This window comes from Halomonas shantousis, assembly GCF_054654615.1.
This window is the reverse complement of sequence record NZ_BAAIER010000002.1, coordinates 3,252,278-3,275,309: the sequence shown is the minus strand read 5'-3', so window position 1 is coordinate 3,275,309 and position 23,032 is coordinate 3,252,278. Positions and strand designations below refer to the sequence as shown.

The 23,032-nt window shown below is 58.2% G+C and carries 21 protein-coding genes and 1 pseudogene; 13 read left to right on the top strand and 9 right to left on the bottom strand.

The window, feature by feature from the left end; all coding sequences use genetic code 11:
* Positions 1-484: 484 nt before the first annotated feature.
* The 6 genes from trbJ (at position 485) to traJ (ending at position 4,136) form a co-directional block, all read left to right on the top strand.
* A complete protein-coding gene (gene trbJ / locus ACYQ12_RS15520) occupies positions 485-1,255 on the top strand; it encodes a P-type conjugative transfer protein TrbJ (RefSeq protein ID WP_459873475.1) in 771 nt (256 codons plus the stop codon).
* A gap of 11 nt (positions 1,256-1,266) precedes the next feature.
* Complete coding sequence (gene trbK, locus ACYQ12_RS15515) at positions 1,267-1,500, top strand: entry exclusion lipoprotein TrbK (protein WP_459873473.1); 234 nt, start codon at positions 1,267-1,269, stop codon at positions 1,498-1,500.
* An 11-nt stretch (positions 1,501-1,511) separates the two neighbouring features.
* Positions 1,512-3,176, top strand: a complete 1,665-nt coding sequence (trbL, locus tag ACYQ12_RS15510) for a P-type conjugative transfer protein TrbL (protein WP_459873471.1) — start codon at positions 1,512-1,514, stop codon at positions 3,174-3,176.
* Positions 3,177-3,188: 12 nt separating this feature from the next.
* A complete protein-coding gene (locus ACYQ12_RS15505; protein ID WP_459873469.1) occupies positions 3,189-3,455 on the top strand; it encodes a hypothetical protein in 267 nt (88 codons plus the stop codon).
* Positions 3,456-3,522: 67 nt separating this feature from the next.
* The gene (locus ACYQ12_RS15500; protein ID WP_459873466.1) at positions 3,523-3,762 is read left to right on the top strand and encodes a type I toxin-antitoxin system ptaRNA1 family toxin; all 240 of its coding nucleotides are present in this window, start codon (positions 3,523-3,525) and stop codon (positions 3,760-3,762) included.
* Entirely contained in the window at positions 3,759-4,136 is a 378-nt protein-coding gene (traJ, locus tag ACYQ12_RS15495) for a conjugal transfer transcriptional regulator TraJ (RefSeq protein ID WP_459873464.1), read from the top strand. The genes ACYQ12_RS15500 and traJ overlap by 4 nt, the downstream gene beginning before the upstream one ends.
* Here the strand turns inward: traJ and ACYQ12_RS15490 are convergent.
* The gene (locus ACYQ12_RS15490) at positions 4,114-4,338 is read right to left on the bottom strand and encodes a hypothetical protein (RefSeq protein ID WP_459873462.1); all 225 of its coding nucleotides are present in this window, start codon (positions 4,336-4,338) and stop codon (positions 4,114-4,116) included. The genes traJ and ACYQ12_RS15490 overlap by 23 nt on opposite strands.
* Positions 4,339-4,488: 150 nt before the next feature.
* On the opposite strand from ACYQ12_RS15490, the gene ACYQ12_RS15485 reads away from it, so the two are divergent.
* Complete coding sequence (locus ACYQ12_RS15485; RefSeq protein ID WP_459873460.1) at positions 4,489-5,058, top strand: recombinase family protein; 570 nt, start codon at positions 4,489-4,491, stop codon at positions 5,056-5,058.
* Positions 5,059-5,175: 117 nt separating this feature from the next.
* A complete protein-coding gene (gene hyoA / locus ACYQ12_RS15480) occupies positions 5,176-9,486 on the top strand; it encodes an NACHT domain-containing antiphage protein HyoA (RefSeq protein WP_459873458.1) in 4,311 nt (1,436 codons plus the stop codon).
* On the opposite strand, the gene ACYQ12_RS15475 is transcribed toward hyoA, so the two are convergent.
* Complete coding sequence (locus ACYQ12_RS15475) at positions 9,471-9,653, bottom strand: Rieske 2Fe-2S domain-containing protein (protein ID WP_459873456.1); 183 nt, start codon at positions 9,651-9,653, stop codon at positions 9,471-9,473. The genes hyoA and ACYQ12_RS15475 overlap by 16 nt on opposite strands.
* 310 nt (positions 9,654-9,963) lie before the next feature.
* Positions 9,964-10,207, bottom strand: a pseudogene (locus ACYQ12_RS15470) (IS481 family transposase); the annotation flags it as partial.
* Between the two features lie 657 nt (positions 10,208-10,864).
* On the opposite strand from ACYQ12_RS15470, the gene ACYQ12_RS15465 reads away from it, so the two are divergent.
* Positions 10,865-11,728 carry an isocitrate lyase/PEP mutase family protein gene (locus ACYQ12_RS15465; RefSeq protein WP_459873453.1) on the top strand — a complete coding sequence of 288 codons (864 nt, stop codon included), beginning with the start codon at positions 10,865-10,867 and terminating at the stop codon, positions 11,726-11,728.
* A 114-nt stretch (positions 11,729-11,842) separates the two neighbouring features.
* Here ACYQ12_RS15465 and ACYQ12_RS15460 read toward each other — a convergent pair whose 3' ends face one another.
* Positions 11,843-12,595, bottom strand: coding sequence for an SDR family oxidoreductase (locus ACYQ12_RS15460; protein ID WP_459873451.1), 753 nt, complete (start codon positions 12,593-12,595; stop codon positions 11,843-11,845).
* Positions 12,596-13,149: 554 nt separating this feature from the next.
* A complete protein-coding gene (locus tag ACYQ12_RS15455; RefSeq protein WP_459873449.1) occupies positions 13,150-13,533 on the bottom strand; it encodes a winged helix-turn-helix transcriptional regulator in 384 nt (127 codons plus the stop codon).
* 151 nt (positions 13,534-13,684) lie between these two features.
* Here ACYQ12_RS15455 and ACYQ12_RS15450 point away from each other — a divergent pair, with 151 nt between their 5' ends.
* The 3 genes from ACYQ12_RS15450 to ACYQ12_RS15440 all read left to right on the top strand — a co-directional run bounded on the left by ACYQ12_RS15450 (position 13,685) and on the right by ACYQ12_RS15440 (position 16,315).
* Positions 13,685-14,296, top strand: coding sequence for an NAD(P)-dependent oxidoreductase (locus ACYQ12_RS15450; protein ID WP_459873447.1), 612 nt, complete (start codon positions 13,685-13,687; stop codon positions 14,294-14,296).
* A 191-nt stretch (positions 14,297-14,487) separates the two neighbouring features.
* The gene (locus ACYQ12_RS15445; protein ID WP_459873445.1) at positions 14,488-15,096 is read left to right on the top strand and encodes a TetR/AcrR family transcriptional regulator; all 609 of its coding nucleotides are present in this window, start codon (positions 14,488-14,490) and stop codon (positions 15,094-15,096) included.
* Positions 15,089-16,315: a multidrug effflux MFS transporter gene (locus tag ACYQ12_RS15440; RefSeq protein ID WP_459873443.1), complete on the top strand. Its 1,227-nt coding sequence runs from the start codon at positions 15,089-15,091 to the stop codon at positions 16,313-16,315. The genes ACYQ12_RS15445 and ACYQ12_RS15440 overlap by 8 nt, the downstream gene beginning before the upstream one ends.
* 74 nt (positions 16,316-16,389) lie before the next feature.
* Here the strand turns inward: ACYQ12_RS15440 and ACYQ12_RS15435 are convergent, their stop codons facing one another.
* The 3 genes from ACYQ12_RS15435 to ACYQ12_RS15425 form a co-directional block, all read right to left on the bottom strand.
* Positions 16,390-17,883 carry a DUF2252 domain-containing protein gene (locus ACYQ12_RS15435; protein WP_459873441.1) on the bottom strand — a complete coding sequence of 498 codons (1,494 nt, stop codon included), beginning with the start codon at positions 17,881-17,883 and terminating at the stop codon, positions 16,390-16,392.
* A gap of 151 nt (positions 17,884-18,034) precedes the next feature.
* Entirely contained in the window at positions 18,035-19,462 is a 1,428-nt protein-coding gene (locus ACYQ12_RS15430; RefSeq protein ID WP_459873439.1) for a PQQ-dependent sugar dehydrogenase, read from the bottom strand.
* Positions 19,459-19,887 (bottom strand): DUF2231 domain-containing protein, encoded by a 429-nt coding sequence (locus ACYQ12_RS15425; RefSeq protein WP_459873437.1) that lies wholly within the window; start codon positions 19,885-19,887, stop codon positions 19,459-19,461. Before ACYQ12_RS15425 ends, ACYQ12_RS15430 begins: the two co-directional genes overlap by 4 nt.
* Positions 19,888-20,235: 348 nt before the next feature.
* Between ACYQ12_RS15425 and ACYQ12_RS15420 the strand changes: the two genes are divergently transcribed.
* Positions 20,236-22,041, top strand: a complete 1,806-nt coding sequence (locus tag ACYQ12_RS15420) for a mechanosensitive ion channel family protein (RefSeq protein ID WP_459873435.1) — start codon at positions 20,236-20,238, stop codon at positions 22,039-22,041.
* A gap of 166 nt (positions 22,042-22,207) precedes the next feature.
* Here the strand turns inward: ACYQ12_RS15420 and ACYQ12_RS15415 are convergent, their stop codons facing one another.
* Positions 22,208-22,984: an SDR family NAD(P)-dependent oxidoreductase gene (locus ACYQ12_RS15415; protein WP_459873432.1), complete on the bottom strand. Its 777-nt coding sequence runs from the start codon at positions 22,982-22,984 to the stop codon at positions 22,208-22,210.
* Positions 22,985-23,032 lie beyond the last annotated feature (48 nt).

The window sequence follows — 23,032 nt, the reverse complement described above, 5'->3', positions numbered from 1 at the left end:
GGGATTTCAAGCAAGGTAGCCACATGAGGGAACTCACAGGAAAGCTGTGTTTTTGTGTGTAGTGAATGGCGAGGAAAGTAGCCATCTCAAAACGCTGCTAGACCGCTATTTTAGCGCTGTTGAATCGCTATAAGTGCGCTGTCATACCGCTGTAAATGTCGGTTTACTCGGAAAAACACGGTTTGCACAGGAATAAACAGGTTACAGCACAGAAATGCACATACCGTACGCGCAAGAATCAACGCTGTGGTGCGGGCAAGATAGGTGAAGTAGGCCCACCGACAAGTCGGCGGTTCCTATTTCACTCCCCCTTATTCGCACCGGAGGTGCTTAACGGGAATCTTGTTCTGCGAGGCTACCGGCTGCCGCCGTAGTAGTTATTGACTTAAATATCTCCATGTCAACTTTTATGTCCAATTATTGAGCTTATACGTTATGCATTGAAAGGCACGATAAAGCATTCATTGGTAATGGAGATCAACGTATGCAAAAAGTTAGAAGAAAAAATTTAGCCGCTAAAATTGCTCTGGCCGTCGCTATGACGACCTGCACTTTGCAGCCCGTCTACGCCGGTATTCCAGTAGTTGATGGCACCAACCTATCGCAGAACATCATGTCCGCGATGGAAGCCGTTGCGCAGACGCTAAAGCAGATTCAGGAATACCAAACTCAACTCCAGCAGTACGAAAACCAACTGCAAAACACGATGGCCCCGGCTGCCCATATTTGGGACCAGGCACAGCGCACCATCAACGATCTGAACCAGGCGACCAACACACTCGCCTATTACCAAAATCAGCTTGGCAGCCTCGATGCCTACTTGGGCAAGTTCCAGGACGTGGCCTATTACCGCAGCTCGCCTTGCTTCTCGTCGGCGGGGTGCAGCGATGCCGAACGGGCCGCGATGGCCGAGAACCGCCGCCTGGCGTCTGAATCGCAGAAGAAGGCCAACGATGCACTGTTTAAGGGTTTGGAACAGCAGCAAGACAACTTGGAAGCTGATGCCCGTCAGCTCACCCGCCTGCAATCTGCCGCCCAGGGTGCAGACGGACAACTGGCCGCCATTGGTTACGCCAACCAGCTCGCCAGCAACCAGGCCAACCAGCTCCTGCAAATCCGTAGCTTGCTGATTGCCCAGCAGAATGCCGAAGCGACACGCCTGGCATCTGAACTGGATGACAGTGCCAGAGGGGAGGCCCGGGAAAAGCAGCTTCGCACTTGGGAATACCAACCCAGCTCAGCAGACCGCTACTAAGGAGAGCCGCAATGAAGAAGATTATCCCACTTGTGGCTGTTGCTGCTGTTTTGCTGACCGGGTGCGAGGACACACCACCGGAACCCAATAAAGCGACCTGCACCGGCAATGCCTATGAACAGGCCCTTTCCGAGATCAGCAGTGAAGCGAAACGCCAGGCGTTTGCTGCCGAGTGCGAATCTTTCCACAAAGCTCAGCAGATGGGTGAATGGGAGTTCAAGCCCAGCTCCCCCGACAGATATTGAGGGAGGGCATCATGAAACGATTTGTCTTTGGCGGATTGGGTGTGATGGCCGCCGTCATGCTGTCCGATACGGCAATGGCTCAGGAGCTGTCCAGCAGCAATATCATGGATGATGTGCTAGACCGCTTCCACGCCGCTGCATCAACATGGGGACCCATCATTGAAGCTGCTGCCACCCGTCTGTTCTGGACGCTGGTTGTAATTTCGATGGTCTGGACGTTCGGCATGATGGCACTGCGCAAGGCCGACATTGGCGAATTCTTTGCCGAGTTCGTCCGCTTCATCATGTTCACCGGCTTTTTCTGGTGGCTGCTTTCCAATGCCACCCATGGCATGAATATCGCCGGAACCATCATTGCTTCATTGCAGCAACTTGGTGCCGAGGCCGGGGGGCTGGGTAGTAGCACTCTTGGACCATCGAGCATCCTGGATATGGGGTTCGAACTTTACAATAAGACTGTCGAGGCCACTTCAGAGCTAAGCTGGCGGCAGTTTCCGACCGCGTTAGTGATGGAACTGATGGCTCTAGCCGTGTTGGTGGTTCTCGCTCTTATTGCCGTTAACCTGCTGCTGCTTTTGGCGGCCAGTTGGATACTTCTTTATGCCGGGGTGTTCTTCCTGGGCTTTGGTGGCTCGCGTTGGACCTCGGACATGGCAATCAACTATTACAAAGCCATTCTTGGTTTGGCGGCACAACTGCTGGCAATGGTGCTGATCGTTGCTATCGGCAGGCAGTTTCTCGTGGACTACCACAGCCAAATGCGGGCGGAGAACATGGCAAGCCAGGAGCTGGCCGTCATGTTCGTTATATCCCTGATCTTGCTGTTCCTGGTGAACAAGATTCCCTCAATGATTTCCGGCCTAGTGACTGGCGGTAGCGTCGGCTCTATGGGGGTTGGCTCCTTTGGTGCCGGTGCTGCCATGGGGGCTGCTATGACAGCGGCCAGTATGGGAGTGGCCGGGGCCAAAATGGCCGGTGCGGCGATGCTGGGAGGTGCGGCGAACACCGTTGGTGGGGCGAGTGCCATCAAAGCCGCCTTTACCAAGGCGCAGTCCAATATGTCCGGGGGAGACATGCCGAGTTTCGGCGGCGGTGGCTCCGGTGATACCGGCGGCGGCTGGGGTGGTAGCGACACTGGCAGCGATAACGTGAGCACAGGTGACACCCCGTTTGCTCAGGCGGCGGGCTTTACCAGTTCTTCACCGTCTGGCGGCTCTGGCTCTTCAGGTGGTGGCTTTGGCCGGACTGCTTCCTTGGTGGCTGGTACGGCGGGTGAGCTGGCTAAAGGGGCTGGGTCCAAGATGGCCGGAAGTTTTCAGGACAAAGCGAATCAGACCGCCGGCGGACGCCTGGCATCCTCGATTCGTGAAAGCATGGAGTCAAAGAGAGATAACGATGCTGGTAGCGCTGATCAGGTGAGTGATACCGCATCGTTCGACAGCGATAGCTTGAGCGGTGGCAACGGTGGCGGCTGGGTAAACCAAACAGGCGGCTTTGATGCTCTGTCTAGCGAGGACCAGGACAAGGCCCGCCAATCACACGCTGAGTGGCAAGCACGCGACCCGGAAAAGCACACCTTCGACGTCGGGGACTACGTTTCGTATGCCCAGGAACGACAGCAGGAACGTAATGAAGAGGTTGCCAGCTTTGTGAACCGCGATCGGCAAGATACGTAAGGAGATAAGACGATGAAAGAGCGTAATTTCATGGCTGCCCTGGATATGCTCGACAAAGACCAGGAACCCCGCACAGGAGCCGATTTTGTGCCGGTTGTCGAACCATCGACCGAGGAAGAGAAAGACACCGAAGCGGAAATTGCGGCCTTTGTGAATCGCCCGGACCCTACTGGCCGGGTGGAGGCATCGAGCAGTACACGCATCAGCAATGACGCAGGGGCTGGAACCGGGAAAACCCCGTTTTCAGAAGTGGCTGGGTTTTCCAATACCGGCCTATAGAAAGCATGCGGGCCGGTGATGGAGCACCGGCCGCATTTCCACATACCACCTGTCAGAGAGGTGACACATGACAGCCACACATAATATCGAAGTTCAGCAAGCAATTCATCAGGCAGCGGCCAAGCTGGCCGCCCTGGAGTTCATCGACCAGGAAACCGCCCAGCAGATTTCTCCCGTCGCGGAGGCGGTCGCCAATATGTTCACGATCCTTTACTACCAGGCTGAAACTGGTCGAGCGACGCCGGATGACTTCGAGCAGGCGTTGGGCACTATCCGCCAAGTGACAAGGAACCAAGGCAAAAGATGATGAACGATAAGGCAAAACGAATAACGAGGAAGAGCAGTACACCTATCAAGGTGTACTGCTTACCCGAGGAAAAGGAACATATCGAGGTGCAAGCAAAGCGAGCAGGCATGAGCGCTGCGCGTTATCTGCGTGAGGTTGGCCAGGGCTACAAGATCAAGGGTGTGGTCGATTGTGAGCAGGTTCGGGAGTTGGCTCGAATCAACGGCGACCTTGGCCGTTTGGGTGGCCTATTGAAGCTATGGCTGACCGATGACGTGCGAACTGCCCAGTTCGGCCAGTCAACAGTCCTTGCTGTTCTCAGTAAGATCGAGGTGACGCAGGAGGAAATGGGTAAGGTCATGACCAAGATTGTTATGCCGAGGTCTGAGCCATGACAAGGCTATGATCGCTCCCCTTGTTTTTACGTCGGCGGGCCAGCTCTTCCTTTGCCCAAGCTGAAGACTCCATCATATCCCGCCGAAGTTCCAATTTCTCCTGGTCTGTCAGTCTCTGAACGCCCCGGCTGGCGGCGTCAGCTTCGAGTGGCAAAGAATTCTTGGTGTAATTACTTGATTCTTCTGGGCTCTTCTTGCTCATTCTTCGCTCCTCTATCCGTCTCTTGATGTATCAATCATAGCGCCTATGAATTAGGAGCAGGTTACTCAGCGATGCTCTCAACTTCCGCTCGCCTGAGCTAGCGAAGGCTGTTAATATTTCCGTTAACTTTTCAATGTTCTGGTTGTGTCAATGAATCAACGCATAGGATACATCCGAGTATCGCCGGATAACCAGCACCTAGACCTCCAGCGTGAGGCCCTCAAGAAGGCAGGGTGTCGCGCGATCTATGAAGAAGCTTTCAGCGGTAATAGTAGAGAGCGCCCAAAGCTTGAACAGTGCCTTAGGGAGTTGCGTGCGGGGGATTCCCTAGTAGTTTGGCGGTTGGATGATCTAGGGCGAAGTTTGTCCGACTTAGTAATGACAGTGGAAAGTCTAGAGCAGCAAGGGGTGGGGTTTGAGAGCATTACCGAGCAGATCGAAACTACCGGTGCAGCAGGAAAAGTAGTTATTCATGTATTTGCTGCACTAGCTGAATTTCGACGTAGCTTGATTCGCAAACAAACGCAGCCTGGTCTTGCTGCAGCACGTGCTAGGGGCCGGGCGGGAGGGCGGAAGCCTAAGCTTGATGATCAGCAAGTTCGGGAGATTGAAGAACTTCTAAGAAATCCTGATATGCGTGTTGCAGACGTAGCTCGTCGTTATGGAGTCTCTCGCACAACGATTTATAAGTATGTTGGAGTCGTTGTGCCTCAGCATTGAAGGGGAGTCCAGTTTCGCTAATGAGTCTCATGGTGCTGTATTTAAATATGTTGAGGCTGTAACGAAGCGCACCACTAGATTCGGGTCTAATTGGTAAAAATTTTATAGGTGGCATTAGTGACAATAATAGAGCGGACCTTTAAAGATATCCCTGATGGGAAGGTTAATGATGCCGACCAACAGTCTTTCTTGGTCAGCCTGGGCTGGTCGCGAGGATATACATGGGATGATTTGCTACATTCAAAACGTGTACTGATAATTTCCGAGGCAGGGGCAGGAAAAACCTACGAATGCCGTAAACAGTCGGAGCGCCTTTGGGCCTCGGGAGAACCTGCATTCTTCATTGAATTGGCCGCGTTGGCAACAGAAGACCTTCGCAGTCTGTTAGATGCAGATGAAGAAGCCCGGCTGGATGGGTGGCTTGCCTCACAGTCTGAGGTGGCGACATTTTTTCTGGACTCGATTGACGAGCTAAAATTGACGATGGGGTCGTTTGAGCGCGCGCTCAAACGACTGAAAAAGTGTATCGGAGGTCAGCTTCATCGGGCGCGCGTTGTCATCACGACACGGCCGATCCCCTTCGACGAACAGCTGGTCCGAAACGTACTGCCTGTTCCTATGGTGCCGTCTTCGGACTCCGATGAAGAAGCATTTGCGAAGATCGCAATGCGTGAGCATCGGGAGCCACACGACAACAGAAGCAAAAATCAATCGCCCGATTGGCGGTCTGTAGCTTTAATGCCATTGTCGGACGAACAGATCGTCGATTTTTGTCGACACCAGGGAGTGAGCGATCCTGAACTTCTTTTTGAAGACTTACGACGTCGCAATGCCCTAGAGTTTGCACGTAGGCCTCAGGACCTCATTGAGTTATGCGCGGACTGGCGTGAGCATAAACGCATCCGAACACATCGCGATCAGGTTGCCACGAATGTTCGCATGAAGTTGCTTCCTCGCGAAGACAGACCTGAACCGGCGGAATTATCTGTCGACAAGGCGATCGAAGGAGCTAGCCGACTCGCGCTTGCAGTTCAGATGACACGTCGTATAACCATTCGTCATAGTGCAGCGTCCGACGCTGTTGACGAGGAGGCAGCTCTTGATCCCGCGATCATCCTATCCGATTGGCAGCCGAACGAACGAAAAGCACTGCTGGAGCGTCCGTTATTTGGCTTCGCTTCTTATGGCCGAGTGCGCTTCCATCATCGCTCTGTTGCCGAGTACCTTGCTGCGGAGCGGCTAATAGCTTTTCGAAGACAAGGCATGCCGTTTCGAGCCCTCAAACGTCTTCTCTTCGCGGAGACAAAAGGTAACACAATCGTTCGCCCGTCCAAGCGACCAGTGGCGGGGTGGCTAGCCTTGCAAGAAGACGGGATATTTGAACTCTTGCGGGACAATGAGCCTGCTGTGCTTCTGGATGAAGGCGACCCAGAGTCGCTAACGCAGACGCAGCGAAATCAAGCTCTTCACGCCTACGCTAAGCGCTACGGCCCTGGTGGGTGGAGAGGCCTTCAGGTGCCTCACATTCAGGTCCACCGATTTGCATCGAACGAGTTGGCAGAAGAAATCGACAGGATTTGGCGCAGTGGAGTAGAGAATCCGGATGTACGAGAAGTCCTCATCAGCCTTATAGAGGCGGGTCGCATAGAAGCTTGTGCAGACATCGTATTCGATATCACTCAGGACATTGCGGCAACTGCGGTCGAGCGCATAATGGCTATTGACGCTTTAGTAGCCCTTGGTGACGAGAGATTAGGGATAGTTTCTGCCAGAATAGCTGATGCTGATGATCTCTGGCCTGACAGAGTAGTATGCGGTGCCATACTACGCCTTTTCCCAAAATACATGTCGGTTGAGCAGCTTTGTCGGACCCTTAGTTGGATAAAGCGAGAGAAGCGCAATGTAGGCGATCTTAGTTGGCAACTACCACGCCTGATAGCAGGAGCATCTCTTGATCTCCCTGTCCTTGAGGAACTTCGTGATGGTCTCCTCGCGCTAGTATCAGAGGGGCTTAAATGGCGAAAAGAATGGCCGCATATTATGAGTGATCGGCCACATCTCAGTGGAGCACTCGCAGCAACATGTGAACGCGGCCTCGATATAAGCCTAGACGACCAGTGGCTGCATGGTGGTGTAATCGCATTGCGATTACACCACCGAGACCATTGCGACGATGAGCCGATCAAATCACTTCGCGAACGGCTGATCAATCTGAAAGCAGTGGACAATGAGCGTCTTTTCTGGGTTGAGGACGCTTTGCTGCAGTCGCTCCATGAAATCAAAGATCCTTGGAGACGGCTCGCAGAGATCACTATTCACGATGGACCAGTTCAGCTAAGACCGGACCGGGATCTGACTTGGGTGAGCGAAGCGCTTGGTGACACGACCCGGGATGCGGGTGAACGCGCAATGCTCTTGGAGGCAGCCATCCGTCTGTCGCCGGATCGTGATACATGGAAAAAACACGTTGAAGGACTTAGGCCTCTAATAGTGGATGAACCTTCATTCGTGCAAAGACTTGACGACTCGCTGAAGCCATCGAAGCACGACAACGAGCATCGTCGTTGGGAAAAGAAGCAGGCTGAACGAAAGAAGCAAGAAGAGCGGCGAAAGGCCAAGAACCGCGCGAGCTGGGTTCAGTTCTGGCGAGAAGTTGCCAATCAGCCTGAAAACGCATTTTCGACGGAGCAAAGCTGGAACACTGCTTGGAACTTGTGGCGCGCCATGAGTCATGATGGTGAAGACAGTCGATCGTCAGGCTGGAACCGGCGATTCATTGAAGAGCAATTCAATCAAGAAACGGCCGACAAGCTTCGCCGGGTGCTGATGAAGATCTGGCGTGATGACCACCCAACTTTTCCCAGCGAAAGGCCCGAAGGCGAGCGCAATACATTTCTTGTACGTTGGCAACTTGGTCTAGCCGCGATCTACGCCGAAGCGGAGGCCCCCGACTGGGCAGCTAAACTCGGCGGTGCCGAAGCCGAGCTAGCCGCGCGGTACGCTCTGATTGAACTGAACGGCCTGCCTCAGTGGATAGAAGGTCTCGTAGACACGCACCCAAACGCTGTGGACCGAACGCTTGGAAATGAATTGTCGTGGGAGCTGAACCGGCCGTCAGGTGAGCGTGGACATTCGAGCCTACTTCAAGGAATTGATTATGCGCCTGAGAGGGTAGCCAGTTTATTTTTACCACGACTGGAATCCTGGCTAGATGACGGTGGGGACTGGATTAATGGCGCCGATAACACGACCGGAATGACCGAAAGGGTTCGGCAAGTCACACGGGTTATTTTGAAGCATGGCGACGCTGCGGAAATTAAGAGACTTCAAGAACGGGCACTACAAAGATTGGAACAACAATTGCCGTTTTCGCTGCGCTTTGTTTGGTTGTCGACCTTAATGCGAATTGATCCGCAGACGAGTGTCGAAAAGCTGGCGGATCAGATTGAGATAGTTGAACCATCTGAGCGATCAGACGCTGTGACATGGCTGGCCAGCCTCTTTGGTGATCGCCAAGACGGAATTGATTTGGGTGACGAACGATTCACGCCGCAACTACTGCTGAGGCTTCTTCGTTTGGCCTATCGCCACGTTCGAATACAAGACGATGCGCACCACGAAGGGTCCTATTCACCGGATACTCGAGACAACGCGGAACAGGCACGCAATAGCATTGTAACGGCATTACTCAACGCGAAAGGCGAGGAGGGCTTTGCTACTAAGCTCGAGATGGCCGCAGATCCTTTGTGCGCTCATTTCAAGGATCGCATTTTGGCTGTGTCAGAAGAGAGTTGGGCGCAAGAGATTGATGCTGAGGTATTTGATGAGGCTCAAGCAGTAGCGCTTGATCGAAGCGGGGAAGCGCCTGCCTCAACGAATGAAGCCATGTTTGCGATTTTGAAGGATAGGCTGTCTGACCTAAACGACCTTCTTCTCCGTGACGCGTCACCGCGAGAGGCTTGGGCAGGGATATCAGATGAGAGGGTCATGCGTCGAGAAATTTCGCGCGAGCTGAGCTATGCCGCGAACTCGATCTACACTGTGGACCAAGAGGCTGTTACAGCTGACGAAAAGGAAACTGATATACGTTTGCGCTCTGTTCTTTCTAAGCATGAAGCTGTGATTGAACTAAAACTTGGTGATGGGCGCACAGCGACAGACTTGCGAGATACAATAGAAAATCAGCTTGTTAGGAAATACATGGCAGCAGAATACAGTAAAGCTGGAGCTTTGCTGGTGACTCTTGCAAAAGACCGTCAATGGCAACATCCAGATGAAAAGCGCATGATCAAAGCGGATGAGTTATTGTCGCTGCTGACTGCAGAGGCTGACAGAGTGCAACAGGCTTTGGGAGGCGGAGCCTATATACATGTACACCTTCTTGATTTGCGTCCTAGGTTGCCTATTGAGTCTCAGGCTAAGCCTTGAATGCTAAGATAGGCTCCGAGTATCGACCATTTGTGAAAAGGGCATCTAAAATGTGGGTTATTCCCGCAGCTTTCATTCGTCAATGGAGCCCCGCGATGCCGGCAGGTATTTAGAAAGGCTCTGATTATGCCGTCCTCACTGCGAATAACAATGACGTTATACCCCAAAAGTCGAGGGTTTTAAAACTTCCGGGTTCAGCAATGGATGTCGACAGGCAGGCAAAATGCCATGCTGGCAAATGAATGACTTTAAGTTCACGTTCAAACCATTTCTCATGGATATAGCATTCAGGTCTGAGCATTTTCGAGAGACCTGATTTTGTCCGCTCATCCGCCTCTTTAGTGTGTCGGGAGCTAGTCATATTTGTCATGGTCGTGTCCGCGTGTTTTTCCGGGATAGGGGGAGAACGTACAAAGCGGAAAGTGTTATTGGAAACGAAAATTCTTGTCTAAGGGTATCGAATAAATTGATGCTTGATTAGCTATCGGGCCCTGCCTGAATAAACACCCTCTTGTTAATCACTCAGGACGTTTGGTCTGCCATTTCCTTCATTACCGCAATGGGTGATTGAGGGAGCAGTGCCTGCTGCGGGATGTGGTGGTTGTACAGTACGTGTCAGCGTCTGTTCTTTGTTTCCACCTGACGCGTGGCACCGTGTGGCTAGCACGTCGCTGATACGGCCATTGAACCGTTCGGCCATTCCGTCCGTCTGCGGCCGTCCAGCGCCGCCCGACCGGCGACGCTCTGTGCCAGGGTGTGGCGAGTTCACGAATCGGGGCAGGCCACACCGCGCACACGGGCCTGCGTCAGCAGCCATGCCTGCACGCCCATGCCCGAGCGCCACGAGCCCGGCGGTGATGGAGAGCGCGGCGACAGGCATCTGCAGCGCCAGGACCAAGCCGCCGGGCGAGGCACAGGATACAGAAGCCACCTCTTTGATGGGGAGCTTAAGGTATATATGAGGATAGGCAGGCCATGACCTAACGGACTATGAGTTCCAGGCGCTTAGTCATCATCAGGCGCGCCGCAGCCCATCGAATAGCATGGAACAGGCATCGCGGAGGAAAGGCGTCTGTCGAGATTTCGGCACTAACGCAAACGCGGCTTCAGGCAGGTTCGGTAGGCCGTCTTCCTGGCCGAGATGGGGAAGGGGGCCGGTTATGCTGGAAGCGTTCAGGCAACCGATCCCCAACCCGGCGGTGAGCGCCAGTTGCAACCCAGCCACGCCGGAGGCCGAGTGGGCGATATGCGGCCTGCCGCCCCGAGCCAGCCGCATTCGGCAATATTGGTGCCGCCCACGACGAACGTATAAAATAGTGAGCTTTTTATCTCAATTCAGCGGGCCTGCAGGATGCGGCCCGGGCGATTCGGAGTTGTCATGGCTACCCCCTCCCAGCACGATCTGCGCTATCAGTTTCGCGAACTGCTCGAACGCGACGAGTGCTTTTTCACCGCATCTACCTTCGACCCCATGTCGGCGCGCATTGCCGCCGATCTGGGCTTCGAGGTCGGCATCCTGGGCGGCTCGGTGGCCTCGCTGCAGGTGCTGGCTGCCCCCGATTTCGCCCTGATCACGCTGAGCGAGTTCGTCGAGCAGGCCACCCGCATCGGTCGCGTGGCGCGACTGCCGATCATCGCCGACGCCGACCACGGTTATGGCAATGCGCTCAATGTGATGCGCACCATCGTCGAGCTGGAGCGCGCCGGGGTGGCGGCGCTGACTATCGAGGATACCTTGCTGCCGGCCAAGTACGGGCGCAAGTCCACCGACCTGGTGCCGCTGGAAGAGGGCATCGGCAAGATCGAGGCGGCACTGGAGGCGCGTATCGATCCCGCCATGGCCATCTTTGCCCGCACCAATGCAGGCGTGTTGAGTACGGAGGATGCCATCACGCGCGCCAAGGCCTATGAACGGGCCGGCGCCGACGGCATCTGCATGGTGGGCATTCGCGATTTCGACCATCTGGAAAGCATTGCCGAGCACCTGAACGTACCGCTGATGCTGGTCACCTACGACAATCCCGAGCTGCGTGACCGGACACGGCTGGCCCGGGCGGGGGTACGCGTGGTGGTCAACGGTCATGCTGCCTACTTTGCCGCCATCAAGGCAACTTATGACTGCCTGCGCGAGCAACGCGGTATCGCCGAAGGCAATCTCAACGCCTCGGAGCTTTCCACCCGCTACTCGACGCTGGAAGAGAATCGCGAGTGGGCGCGGCGCTATATGGACGTCAAGGAGTAAAGGGCTGTCATGTGCCTCGCCTGCGTTCCCGTATGGATGCCTCTTTCAAAGAAAGGTGCGTATGAAGAGGGCTGGCCCATGGCTGCGGTGACTATCGTGCCGCATGACCTGGGCTCAACTGAGCCGGATCACCCAGCGTAGCGGTAGCAACTTCATCAGCACGCCTATCGGGGCCCAGGGCCAGCCAGGAATGCAGGCTTCTTCGGGCTCACGCTCGATGGCCTTGACCATGAGTTTGCAGCCGCGTTCTTCGGAAATCTCGAAGGGCAGCCTTTTTGCTCCGGCGTTGATCTCGGTGCGGATATAGCCTGGATACAGGGTGCTGACCCGGATCGGCAGCGGGAGCAGCTCGGCGCGGATACCTTCGGCCAGGTGGGCCACGCCAGCCTTGCTGGCGGCATAGGTGGTCAGGTGCTTGGGCAGGCCGCGCTTGGCGCTCATCGAGGAGATGACCACCAGGTGCCCGCTGTTCTGGCGGCGAAAGATCGCCACGGCCGCCTCGCACTGAGCCAGGGCGGCGACGAAGTTGGTTTCGGCGGTGCGCCTGTTGAGGTCGAAGTGTCCGGTGCCGATGCGTCGCCCCTCGCCGATGCCGGCGTTGACGATGATCCGGTCGAGGCGGCCGAAGCGCTGGGCGAAGGTCTCGAATACGCTGAAGACCTGCTCGTGGTCGTTGACGTCCAGGGCTTCGAGTTCGACCCGTACGCCATGGGCGTCAGTCAGCTCGTTCTGCAACTCCAGCAGGCGTTTGGTACGCCGGGCGCAGAGTGCCAGGTCGTAGCCGCGAGCGGCGAACTGCCGGGCCATGCCGGCGCCCAGCCCGGAGCTGGCGCCGCTAATCAGGACGGTCTTGCGTATTGTTGTCATGGCGTTCCCGTATTGTTGTCATGGCGTTCCCGTATTGCTCGGCCTGCAGCGCCAAGTCAGCGGATGATGGTGATGACCGGCGCGGCAGCAAAGCCAGGCCTTTAGCGTGCTATCCTTGGAAAACGGTCAATGCTCGACCTACGGATAACATGATTTCTGTACTCAACGTACCGATCACGTCACCAATTGGTTACCTGTAACGGTAGAGAAGCCTATGCTTGGCCTGCAATGAATCAGAGCCTGCATGAACGGGCTCTGAAACCTAACTGTCAAAGCTGACCATCACTCGCCTTCGGTTCAACGGTGCACGAAATCCAACTGCTTGAACGCGCCTCGCGCATGGACTTCGCGAAACAGTACATGATCGCGGCGCACGCGGTCGGCGGCTTCGATGGCGTACTCCACCCCGAATGCGGACCCAGTCCGTTTATCGCTAATTTTTGCCTTGGCTACGCGCCCCGGCCGAGCATCGCTCGCCGATTTTTCAGACAGAACTTATAGGCACGGTTGCGCGCCGAGCTACTGCATCGCACCACGCAAGATCGAGCCGGGTGTCAGGTCTGCTCCTGCAGAGCCTGATATCGGGCGCGGGCGGCCACGATGGTGCGGTGATGCGTGTTCGCCCAGGCCACCAGCTGCTGCATCGGCTCGAGAAAGGAACGCCCCAGCGGGGTCAGGGCGTATTCCACTCGCGGGGGGACCTCGGGATAGAGCGTACGCGTGATGAAGCCATCCTGCTCCAGCTGCTTGAGCGTGCGGGAGAGCATCTGCTTCGAGATATCGCCGATCTCGCGCATCAGGGCATTGAAGCGCAGGGTGCCGGGGGCCAACGCCTCCAGAATCAGCAGGCTCCACTGATCGCCGATCCGGTCGAGCACGTCGCGGATCGGGCAGGGTTGTTCGAACATCATCTCTTCACCGTCGGGGATCGTGGTCATCATTTCACCATGAATGATCGTCCAGTGGTCACATCATCGTGACCATGTCAGCTGAAGTTGACTTCTTGCGCCGTCACGGCAACTTCCATAGATTCATCTCATGGTCTTGTTTGTAGACCAAGTATAAAACACATACTCAAGGAGGTGGCTCATGGCAAACGTTGCGCTTATCGGGGCGTCGGGCAATGCAGGCTCGCGCATTCTCGCCGAACTGTCCGATCGGGGGCATAGGGTGACCGCTATCGCCCGTTATCCGGACAGGATTGCCGCATTGCCTGGCGTCACGCCGAGGCAGGGCGATGCCAATGACCGGCAGACACTCGGGGCATTGCTCAAGGGGCATGACGCGGTCATCAGTGCCTTGCCCTTTACGGCAAGCGATGTAAGAACGCTCGTGGGGGCCGTGCGTGACGCCGGAGTAACACGTTATCTGGTCGTCGGTGGGGCAGGCAGCCTCGAGGTGGCGCCCGGCGAGAAAGTCATCGATCAGCCCGATTTTCCCGAGGCCTACAAGCCCGAGGCACGCGCCGGTGGTGAATTTCTGGACTTTTTGCGCGGTGTAGAGGATCTCGATTGGACGTTTCTGTCGCCATCGGCGGAGTTCGTGCCCGGCGAGCGTACCGGACAGTTTCGCCTTGGGCAGGACCAACTGCTGATCCATGACGAAGGCTCCAGCATCTCCTTTGAAGACTACGCCATCGCCATGGTGGATGAACTCGAGACGCCCAGGCACGTGCGCCAGCGCTTTACCGTCGGCTATTGACCTGTACAACTGATACTGGAGTTCTGCCAACGACAACCGATGTTTGAAAAGAAAGTGGCCCGTGAGGGCCATTTTTTCCTGCCATGAAAAGCTACCTACCGGTCGGTAGCTTTTTGGATTAGAATGCGCCGCCTGATGTTCGACACGCCCGAGGCCGAGGTCATCTGGGGGCCAATACTGGAGTACACAGGATGTCATCCACCACGACACCCGCATTGCGACGGGTGCTGAACGCCGCGGTTGTCCAGTTTGCCCGGCACGGCTACGAGGGCGCTTCGCTGGCCGGCATCGCTGCCGACGCCGGGATTCGCAAGGCGTCGCTTTATTCGCATGTCAAAAACAAGGATGCGCTGTTTCTGACGGTCTTCGACGACGCCCTGCAGGTCGAGGCGCGCTTCGCGCGGGCGTGCTTCGAGGCCCCTGAACAGGCACTGCCGGGACAGCGCTACTGCGAGTCCCTACAGGCCCGCTACGCCGACTCCGATCACTTCCGCTTTCTGCTGCGCACTGCCTATATCCCGCCCGAGTCGCTCTTTCATGAGACTCAGGAGGGCTACGAAGTTTACATACAGCAGTTGTTGGCGGATTTTACGGCGGCGCTGCGTCGTCACGTCGGGGGCGCGCTCTCCGAACATGACGCCGAGGTCATGGGACATGCCTATCTGGGGATGGTCGACAGCCTGCACGTGGCGCTGATCTATGTCGGCCAGGCGCGTTTCGAGGCGCGTCTCAATGCTCTCGAACGCCTCATGAGCGATGGTATCGAACGCCTGATCAAGAGAGCGCAACGCCATGGTTGAACAGACGGCTCGTACGAGCACCCACCAAGGCTCCGTGGGCATGGCGCTGGTGATCTTGCTGGCCCTGCTGACCGCTCTCGATGCCATGTCCATCGACATGTACCTGCCCGGTATGCCGATGATTGCGCAGGCCTATGACGTCTCGGCCGGCAGTGTGCAGCAGACGCTTTCCGTCTTCCTGGCCGGGTTGGCGCTGGGGCAGTGCTTGTATGGCCCGCTGCTGGATCGTTTTGGCCGACGCATGCCGCTCATGGTGGGGCTTGCGATTTTCGTGGCGGGATCGGTGGTCGCGGCGCTGGCGCCAACGCTCGAGTGGCTGCTGGCCGCACGCTTTCTGCAGGCCATCGGCGCGGCGGCCGGGCTGGTGGCCCCGCGTGCCATCGTGGTCGATCTCTGCGATGTGAACAGTTCTGCCCGAGTCTTTTCGCTGCTGATGCAGGTCATGATGATTGCCCCGGTGGTGGCTCCCATGATGGGCGGCTTTCTGCTCGAGCACGGCGGCTGGCGCGGCATCTTCTGGACGCTGGCGGTGTTCGGAGGCATCGGCCTGGTGTGGAGTCTGAAGGCCATTCCCGAGTCGCTCGACCCCGAGCGTCGCGTGGCGCTGAGCGTGGGCAGCGTGGTGCGGGGCTACCTTGCCCAGTCGCGTCGCCGGGTCTTCATGGCCTATACGGCGGCCAGCGGCTTTGTCCTGGGGTCGCTGTTTACCTACATCAGTGCCTCCGCCTTCGTGTTTACCGAGCATTTTGGCATGACGCCGACCCATTACAGCTATCTGTTCGCCGCCAATTCGGTCGGGCTGATTGTCGGCGGAATGCTGGCCAACAGGCTGGCCGCGCGCGGCACGACGCCTGCACGGGTGGCCTATATCGGCCTTGGTGTGCACGCCCTGGCCGGCGCGCTTTTATATCTGGCCGTCACGGCGGGTATGGCGAACCTGCCGGTCTATGCGGCGCTACTGGCGGTAGCGATCGGTGCGCTCGGACTGGTGTTCGGCAATCTGACGGCGCTGACCATGAATGCCGGTGGCGCGCAGTCCGGTGTGGCCTCGGCGCTGATGGGCACGCTGCAGTATCTGCTGGCGGCCGGCGTGGGTTACGTGGTCGGTCTGGCCACCCAGAACCCCGGGCTGATGCCTTTGACGATAGCCGTCTGCGGGGTCTTGGCCATTGCGCTGTGCGCACTGGCGGCGCGGCTGACACACCGCGAAGCAGACTAGCCGCGGCGTGAACGGGTAGCTGTCCCGCTCGACACGCGGCAGGCCATCAGGGCCGAACGCTACTCGCCCTCGGCTCAACGGTGCACGAAATCCAGCTGCTTGAACGCGCCCCGCGCGTGGTCTTCGCGGAACAGCCTATGATCGCGGCGCACGCGATCGGCGGCTTCGATGGCGTACTCCACCATATCCTGGGCAAACAGTTCCGCTGGCCCGATGGCGTTCACGATTGCCGGTTCGATGTCGTAATCGAGCTTGCCGGATTCGTCGGATAGCGCATGGACACGTGCGAGAACGCGCCCGCAGATATCGGCATATTCCTTCCACTCGCGCTTGGAGAGATCATCGAGGTCGATGTCGTCGCGAAACGGCGCGCGCTCGCGCGACATGTAGCTCAGGCCATCGAACTCGACATGGCCATAGAACACGTCGCCACGTACCAGGTGCACGGCCTGGGCGTGGCTGATGCGCTCGCCGCGCGTGTCCATCTCGTAGGGCGAGGGCGGCACCAGACCGGCCAGGGCCGAGCGCCGTGCCTGCTTGTATTCGATGATCAGATCATCCGTGCCGTCGCGTTCGGGACCTTCGATGAGAACGTAATAGCGGTCGAGCCCCAGCGAGGCGGTACCCTGCCCAAGACGTATCGCCACGTCCTTGACCCGCATGCCCTCGGCGCGTGCCGGCACCTCGATGTCGTTCTCCTTGACCAGCCGTTCGGTGATCGCCTGGAACTCGTCGCGGCGCGACGAGATCGGCACCAGCTCTTCGGTCGAGCGAAAGCCGCTTCTCGTCTCGTCGAGGTAGTCATCCATCAGCCACTCGGCGCGATTCTCGTCGGCACTCTCGAACAGCTTGCGAATCAGCTTCGGCGCATTGTCGAAGCGTATCTCCTCATCCTGCTCGGTGCCTTCGCGTGCCAGTCGCTGCATCGCCTCGATATAGCCCTGCACGAAATGGCGCACGACCTTGATCTGCTGCTTGCGCTTGAGCTCGCCTTCGGTTTCCGCCGCGATCATGAAGCCGACCGCACCGCGCTTGATATCCCAGGTAAACGGGGCGTAATAGGCCTCGTCGAAGTCGTTGACCGAGAAGACCGGCACGTTGTCGGCGTTGGGCATGACGCCGAAGTTCTCGGGATGGACGTCGCCGAGCGCAAGCACGGTGGGCATCCAGGCGTCGTCGCCGGCCATGTCGCGATAGAACAGCAACGCCGTACCGCGAAAGAACGAAAATAGCGAATCCGAGAGCTGGTCGAACTTGATGCCGGCCTCCTCGGACCCCGCCGCGATGCGGGTCTGGTGATCCTCGCGCAACGTCTGGCGTACGTGTTGGCGACGCTCGAAGCCGGTCAATACCCGTGGGCGCAGCACGAACTCCCCGGCAGCCACCGCTTTCGCCAACTGGCGAAACGTCTCGACACGCGTGGCGATCACCGGGCCTTTCTCCTCGCGCGACTCACGCTCGAGCGCGGCCGCCAGTTCCGCCTTGCTCATCGAAGCACGCCCCGCGATGTTCTGGCGCTGGGCCTGCTCGTACAGCGCCTTGCGCGTGGGTTCCGATTCCTTGGCCATGGTTACCTCTTCCTTATCTCGTCTGCGCTTGATGTCGGTGGGGCGTTGATGCGCGTACATCGACAACGCCGTTGCGCAGCCCCACCGAAAAATACCCCGAAGGTAAAACCGTCGGGGTATTGCGTGACTTCATCATGAACTCATGATTCGTTCAGGTGGATGGAGTGGGTTCGTCTTCAGGCGCAGCGGGTTCGTCTTCAACTGCAGCGGGTTCATCGACGACTGCAGCCGGTTCGTCTTCAACTGCAGCGGGTTCGTTCTGCGGCGAGTTGGCACCTTCCCGCGTCACCCGCCAGACGGCATTAGTGAGGTCATCGGCAACGATCACGGCACCGTCCGGGGCGACGGTTACGCCGACCGGCCGACCGCGCGTTCTGTCGTCTCCGTTGAGAAACCCGGTCACGAAATCGACCGGATCGCCGGCGGGTTGGCCATTCTCGAACGGCACGAAGACCACCTTGTAGCCGACGGGATTGGCGCGGTTCCAGCTGCCATGCTCGCCGATGAACACACCCTCCGCAAATTCGCCGCCCACGGCGGGCGTGGAGAAGGCAAGGCCGAGCGGGGCGACGTGCGAGCCCAGGCTGTAATCCGGCGAGATCGCCGACTCTACCTTCTGCGGATCCTGCGGTTTGACGCGGGGATCGACGTGCTGCCCCCAGTAGCTGTAGGGCCAGCCGTAGAAAGCGCCTTCCTGAACGGTGGTGAGGTAATCGGGCACCAGGTTCGGCCCGAGCTCGTCACGCTCGTTTGCCACGGCCCATAGCTGGTCCGTTCCCGGTTGGATGGCCAGTGCCGTCGGGTTGCGCACGCCGGTGGCGTAGGCCTTATGTGCGCCGGTCTCGGCGTCGATCTGCCAGATTTCGGCCCGGTCAACTTCCGCTTCCATGCCGCGCTCGGTGATGTTGCTGTTGGAGCCGATGCCGACGTAAAGAAAGCGTCCGTCCGCACTCGCGGTCATCGCCTTGGTCCAGTGGTGATTGATCTCCGAGGGTAACTCGGTGACCAGTTCAGGCGGCCCGCTGGCCTGGGTCTGGCTCTCCTCATAATCGAAGCGCACCAGCGAATCCTGATTGGCGACATAAAGGGCGTCATCGATCAGAGCGAGGCCGTAAGGTGCGTTGAGGTCTTCGGCGAAGACCGTCTGTTCCTCGTAGGTGCCGTCACCGTCGCTATCGCGCAGCAGGGTCAACCGGTCCCCGCTCTCGACCGAGGTGGTGCCCTGCGACTGAATCATACCGGCGATGAAATCTTTCGGCCGCAACTTTGGCGCCTTGCCGCCGCCCTTGCCCTCGGCCACCAGAATGTCGCCGTTGGGCAGCACCAGTGTCTGACGTGGCACCTTCAAGTCGGTGGCGATGGCGGTGATGGTGTAGCCGTCGGGCACCGTCGGTAATTGATCGTCCCATGGCGCCGGCTCGGGGATCGTCATGTTGGGCAACAGCCCGCGCTGCGGTTCCGGCAGGTTCGGGTTGGGGCCGTATTGGCGTTCCGTGTCTGCCGCGCTGGCGCCGCCGGCAATCAGGAGAATCGAAAGAGTCGAGCAGGAAGCGGCGAAACGAATGCTGGAAAATCTCATGACTGACCTCCGGCGCCAAGACGGGAGAATCCGAGCCAGGCCGCTGCGCCTGCCAGCACGGTAATCACGATCGAAAGCACGAAGCCGGTGGGCATCGCGGCCCAGGCATCTCTGGCGTGAACCAGCGCATTGACGAAGCCCAGTATCCAGGTGACCAGCAGCACCGCGAAGTAAACGAGGGCCGGGCGACGATGGCCGGCGGCGCGAAAGAGCGTGATCAGGGCGCACAAGAGCGCGAGACCGTTGAAGACGAGACCGCCAGCGATCAGCCAGGAGGCGAAGATGCTCCACTCTATCTCGTAGGTCGATGCGTAGGCGTAGTCGCACAACGCCGCGCCGAGAAAGAGTGGAAAAGTTCCGGCGAGCAGTACGCTATGAAGCGGATTCAGCCCGCTTCGATACGTTCGTTCGGCAGTGGCTGTCATGGCAAGTTCCTTGTGCTGATCGGGCCGAGACCCTGGCCCGAGCGGTCTGGGCCTTCTCTCGGCGCTAAAATCATGGGCATTCGGCCAGAGTGTAGTTTGTGTATGAGTTCTTCACCAAAGCGGCTCTTGCCTTGCTGTTCTCTAGAATGGAAGCGGCGGAAAAGTGGGGCGGTCACGCCGGGGCAAGGAGCCAGGCGCTAATCCTCAAGGCTGGACGAGCCCATAGCCGCTAAGCTGTACTGCGATCAGTCACTAACTCGGGTAGCCTGATGCCAGGCGAGGCCCGGCCGGATCGGGGGCGATCCGGGTGGCCTACATGGACGATCCACCTCAAAGGGAACGGCGCGTATGAAAAAAAACGGCTCATGGCTCCTATTGCTGTTAATGGCAATGAGCGTCACGTTTTCCAGTCTGTGCGTGGCGCAGATGCAGCAATCGCCGTCGACGCAGCAAGAAGAGAGCGAGCAGCAGCAGTGGTTCTCCGCCGAGGCGATCAATCAGGGGCTGGGCGAGGTGCCCGAGACGGTCAAGCGTGCGACGCCGCGCGAGTCGATCCGCAGCTTTCTGGAACTGACCAAACAGGAAGACTTTGCCGCTGCGGCGCATGTGCTCAATCTTTCCGAGCTGAGCCGGGAGGAGCAGCAGGCGCGAGGGGGAGAGCTGGCCCGGCAACTGTCCGAGGTGCTGCGGCGTGGCGAATGGATCAATGTCTCCAGCCTCTCCGGACGTCGCGATGCCGCCATCGAGGACGCTACGGGACAGAATCCCCTGGCAGGAAAGCCGCGGCGCAATCTCGAGCTGGCCTCGCTCAAGGCCGAAGGCCAGACCTATGACATTCGTCTGGGCCGCTACCGGGTGGACGATGAGGAGCCGGTGTGGTTGATCATGCCGGACAGTGTGGCGTCGATCCCGCTGCTTTATGAACAGTACGGCCCGTCACTGCTGGAGGAATACATCCCGGATCGTCTCAAGGTCTCGTTCGGGGTGCTCATGGTGTGGGAGTGGCTCGCCATTCCGCTTTTCCTGCTGGCGGTTGGCCTGGTGGGGTGGGGGGTCTACAGCCTGGTCGGGCTGGTGGGTCACTGGTTGCCTTCGGGCTCACCTAGCATCTTCGTCCATCGGATCAAGGGCCCCATGGCGCTCATCGTCATGTCGTCGGTGACTCAGATTCTGCTCGACTATGTGGTGTCCTTCTCGGCCGTGGCCACCACGTCGCTTCGTATCATGTTGATCGCCATCCTGGCCTGGGGTGTCGGTACGATCGCGCTGCGCCTGGTGGACACCATCATGCTGCGGATGACGCGGCGGCTGGTGGGGGAGATCGACGACACTAAACCCAAGGACGAACGCAGGTTGCTGACCTCGCTCTATGCGTTGCGTCGGGTCATCATCCTGATCACGATTATCGCCGTTTCGGTGTACATGCTGGGCCAGATTCAGCTCTTCGAGTCGTTGGGCTTGTCCCTGCTGGCGTCGGCCAGTGTGTTGGCGGTACTGGTGGGTATCGCGGGCCAGGCCGTGCTCAGCAATATCCTCTCCTCGTTTCAGCTGTCGCTGGCCAAGCCCATCCGCATCGGCGATCTGGTGTTGTTCGAAGGTCAGTGGTGCTATGTGGAGGGCATCTTCTATACCTTCATCCGCCTGCGCGTCTGGAATGAGCGGCGCTTGATCGTGCCGGTGACCTACTTCGTCTCCAAGCCCTTCGAGAATCTGTCGGTCAAGAGCGCCAAAGAGTATAAAAGCATGGAGATGCCCCTGCACCTGAGCGCCGACATCGAGTGCATCCGGGAAAAATTCCTGGAGTTCGCCAAGGAAGAAGACAGCGTCATCGAGCACCACAAGCTGTTGTGCTACGTGACGGGGCAGACCGGTACGGTCCTGACGATCACCTGCTACCTCATGACCTCCGACCCCATGTCCGGCTGGGGGGCGGAAATGAACGTGCGGGAGAAGCTGCTGGCCTTCATCCGCGACAACCATCCAGAATGGTGGCCGAGAGAGGTGGTGGTTATCGGCCAGGAGGATATCGCGCTTGGCGAAGCATCCGGCAGCCGCTCGAAGCCCGCGGAGGAGGATGCCGAGCAAAGATCCTCTGATTCTGAAAGGTCCGCCGATTCTGAAAGGCCCTCTGACTCTGAAAGACGCGCTGAATGAGGCCAGCCACTGGGAGGCGCGGCGCCGCCATGCCGCCAGGTCACTGTCGGCATGGGCGGGAAGCGTGGTGTTGAAAAAAGCCTCGCCGGATTTTCGGACAAGACCGCTAGGTGACAATGACAGTGGGACCTTCAGCGTTACAAGATATCGTGACGCTCAGATGGGCTCATAGCGAAAAGCCTCCATCCACGGCGATGGCCTGCCCTGTCACATGGGCGGCGCTGGCGAGATAGACTGCCAGTTGCCCCATGTCCTCAGGGGTCTGCGCCTCGCCTTGGGGAAGCAGCGTCTTCTGGTGACGTTCCCACGACTCCGCTTCGCTCTCGCCGTCCTGACGCCAGCGCCCGGCCAGGCCTTCATCGCCCCGCCACATGCCGGTGCCAACGATACCGGGGCAAAGAGCGTTAATCGTTACGCCTTCGGTAGCCACTTCCTTGGCGACCGCATTGGTAAAACCGATGACGGCAAACTTCGATGCGGAGTAGTGCGAGAGGTCGGGAAAGCCGACCTTGCCGGCGATCGACGCCACATTGATGATGCGTCCGAAGCGTCGCGGGCGCATCACCCTGAGCTCGGCCTGGGTACACAGGAAAACGCCCTTGGCGTTCACTGCCATGATGCGGTCCCACTCCTCGGCCGACAGCGCATCTATCGAGTGGATGCTGATGATGCCGGCATTGTTGACGGCGATATCCAGCGGGCCGAAATCGGATTCGATGTCGCCGATCATTCGCTGGATCGAATCGGGATCGGTGACATCGACCTGCAGGGCCAGGCTCCGGCCCCCGCAAGCTTTTACCTTTTCCGCCGTTTCTTCGGCGATGGCCGTGTCCCGGTCGGCGATCACCACATGCGCGCCTGCCTCTGCCAGGGCCAGCGCAATGCCCTGGCCGATACCGCGTCCGCCACCCGTGACCAGTGCCGTCTTGTCGTTCAATGTCATGAGATATGTGCTCCTTGTCGTGTTGCCAACCAGGCCGGCAGCGGTGTG

Bases quoted from the DNA above. Each gene is read 5' to 3' on its own strand.
- ACYQ12_RS15450 (WP_459873447.1), top strand. From the start codon at position 13,685: ATGGCAAACGTTGCGCTTATCGGGGCGTCGGGCAATGCAGGCTCGCGC.
- ACYQ12_RS15465 (WP_459873453.1), top strand. From the start codon at position 10,865: ATGGCTACCCCCTCCCAGCACGATCTGCGCTATCAGTTTCGCGAACTG.
- trbL (WP_459873471.1), top strand. From the start codon at position 1,512: ATGAAACGATTTGTCTTTGGCGGATTGGGTGTGATGGCCGCCGTCATG.
- ACYQ12_RS15460 (WP_459873451.1), bottom strand. From the start codon at position 12,595: ATGACAACAATACGCAAGACCGTCCTGATTAGCGGCGCCAGCTCCGGG.
- ACYQ12_RS15455 (WP_459873449.1), bottom strand. From the start codon at position 13,533: ATGACCACGATCCCCGACGGTGAAGAGATGATGTTCGAACAACCCTGC.
- ACYQ12_RS15445 (WP_459873445.1), top strand. From the start codon at position 14,488: ATGTCATCCACCACGACACCCGCATTGCGACGGGTGCTGAACGCCGCG.
- trbK (WP_459873473.1), top strand. From the start codon at position 1,267: ATGAAGAAGATTATCCCACTTGTGGCTGTTGCTGCTGTTTTGCTGACC.
- traJ (WP_459873464.1), top strand. From the start codon at position 3,759: ATGATGAACGATAAGGCAAAACGAATAACGAGGAAGAGCAGTACACCT.
- ACYQ12_RS15490 (WP_459873462.1), bottom strand. From the start codon at position 4,338: ATGAGCAAGAAGAGCCCAGAAGAATCAAGTAATTACACCAAGAATTCT.
- ACYQ12_RS15430 (WP_459873439.1), bottom strand. From the start codon at position 19,462: ATGAGATTTTCCAGCATTCGTTTCGCCGCTTCCTGCTCGACTCTTTCG.
- ACYQ12_RS15505 (WP_459873469.1), top strand. From the start codon at position 3,189: ATGAAAGAGCGTAATTTCATGGCTGCCCTGGATATGCTCGACAAAGAC.
- ACYQ12_RS15420 (WP_459873435.1), top strand. From the start codon at position 20,236: ATGAAAAAAAACGGCTCATGGCTCCTATTGCTGTTAATGGCAATGAGC.
- ACYQ12_RS15485 (WP_459873460.1), top strand. From the start codon at position 4,489: ATGAATCAACGCATAGGATACATCCGAGTATCGCCGGATAACCAGCAC.
- trbJ (WP_459873475.1), top strand. From the start codon at position 485: ATGCAAAAAGTTAGAAGAAAAAATTTAGCCGCTAAAATTGCTCTGGCC.
- ACYQ12_RS15440 (WP_459873443.1), top strand. From the start codon at position 15,089: ATGGTTGAACAGACGGCTCGTACGAGCACCCACCAAGGCTCCGTGGGC.
- ACYQ12_RS15425 (WP_459873437.1), bottom strand. From the start codon at position 19,887: ATGACAGCCACTGCCGAACGAACGTATCGAAGCGGGCTGAATCCGCTT.
- ACYQ12_RS15415 (WP_459873432.1), bottom strand. From the start codon at position 22,984: ATGACATTGAACGACAAGACGGCACTGGTCACGGGTGGCGGACGCGGT.
- ACYQ12_RS15435 (WP_459873441.1), bottom strand. From the start codon at position 17,883: ATGGCCAAGGAATCGGAACCCACGCGCAAGGCGCTGTACGAGCAGGCC.
- ACYQ12_RS15500 (WP_459873466.1), top strand. From the start codon at position 3,523: ATGACAGCCACACATAATATCGAAGTTCAGCAAGCAATTCATCAGGCA.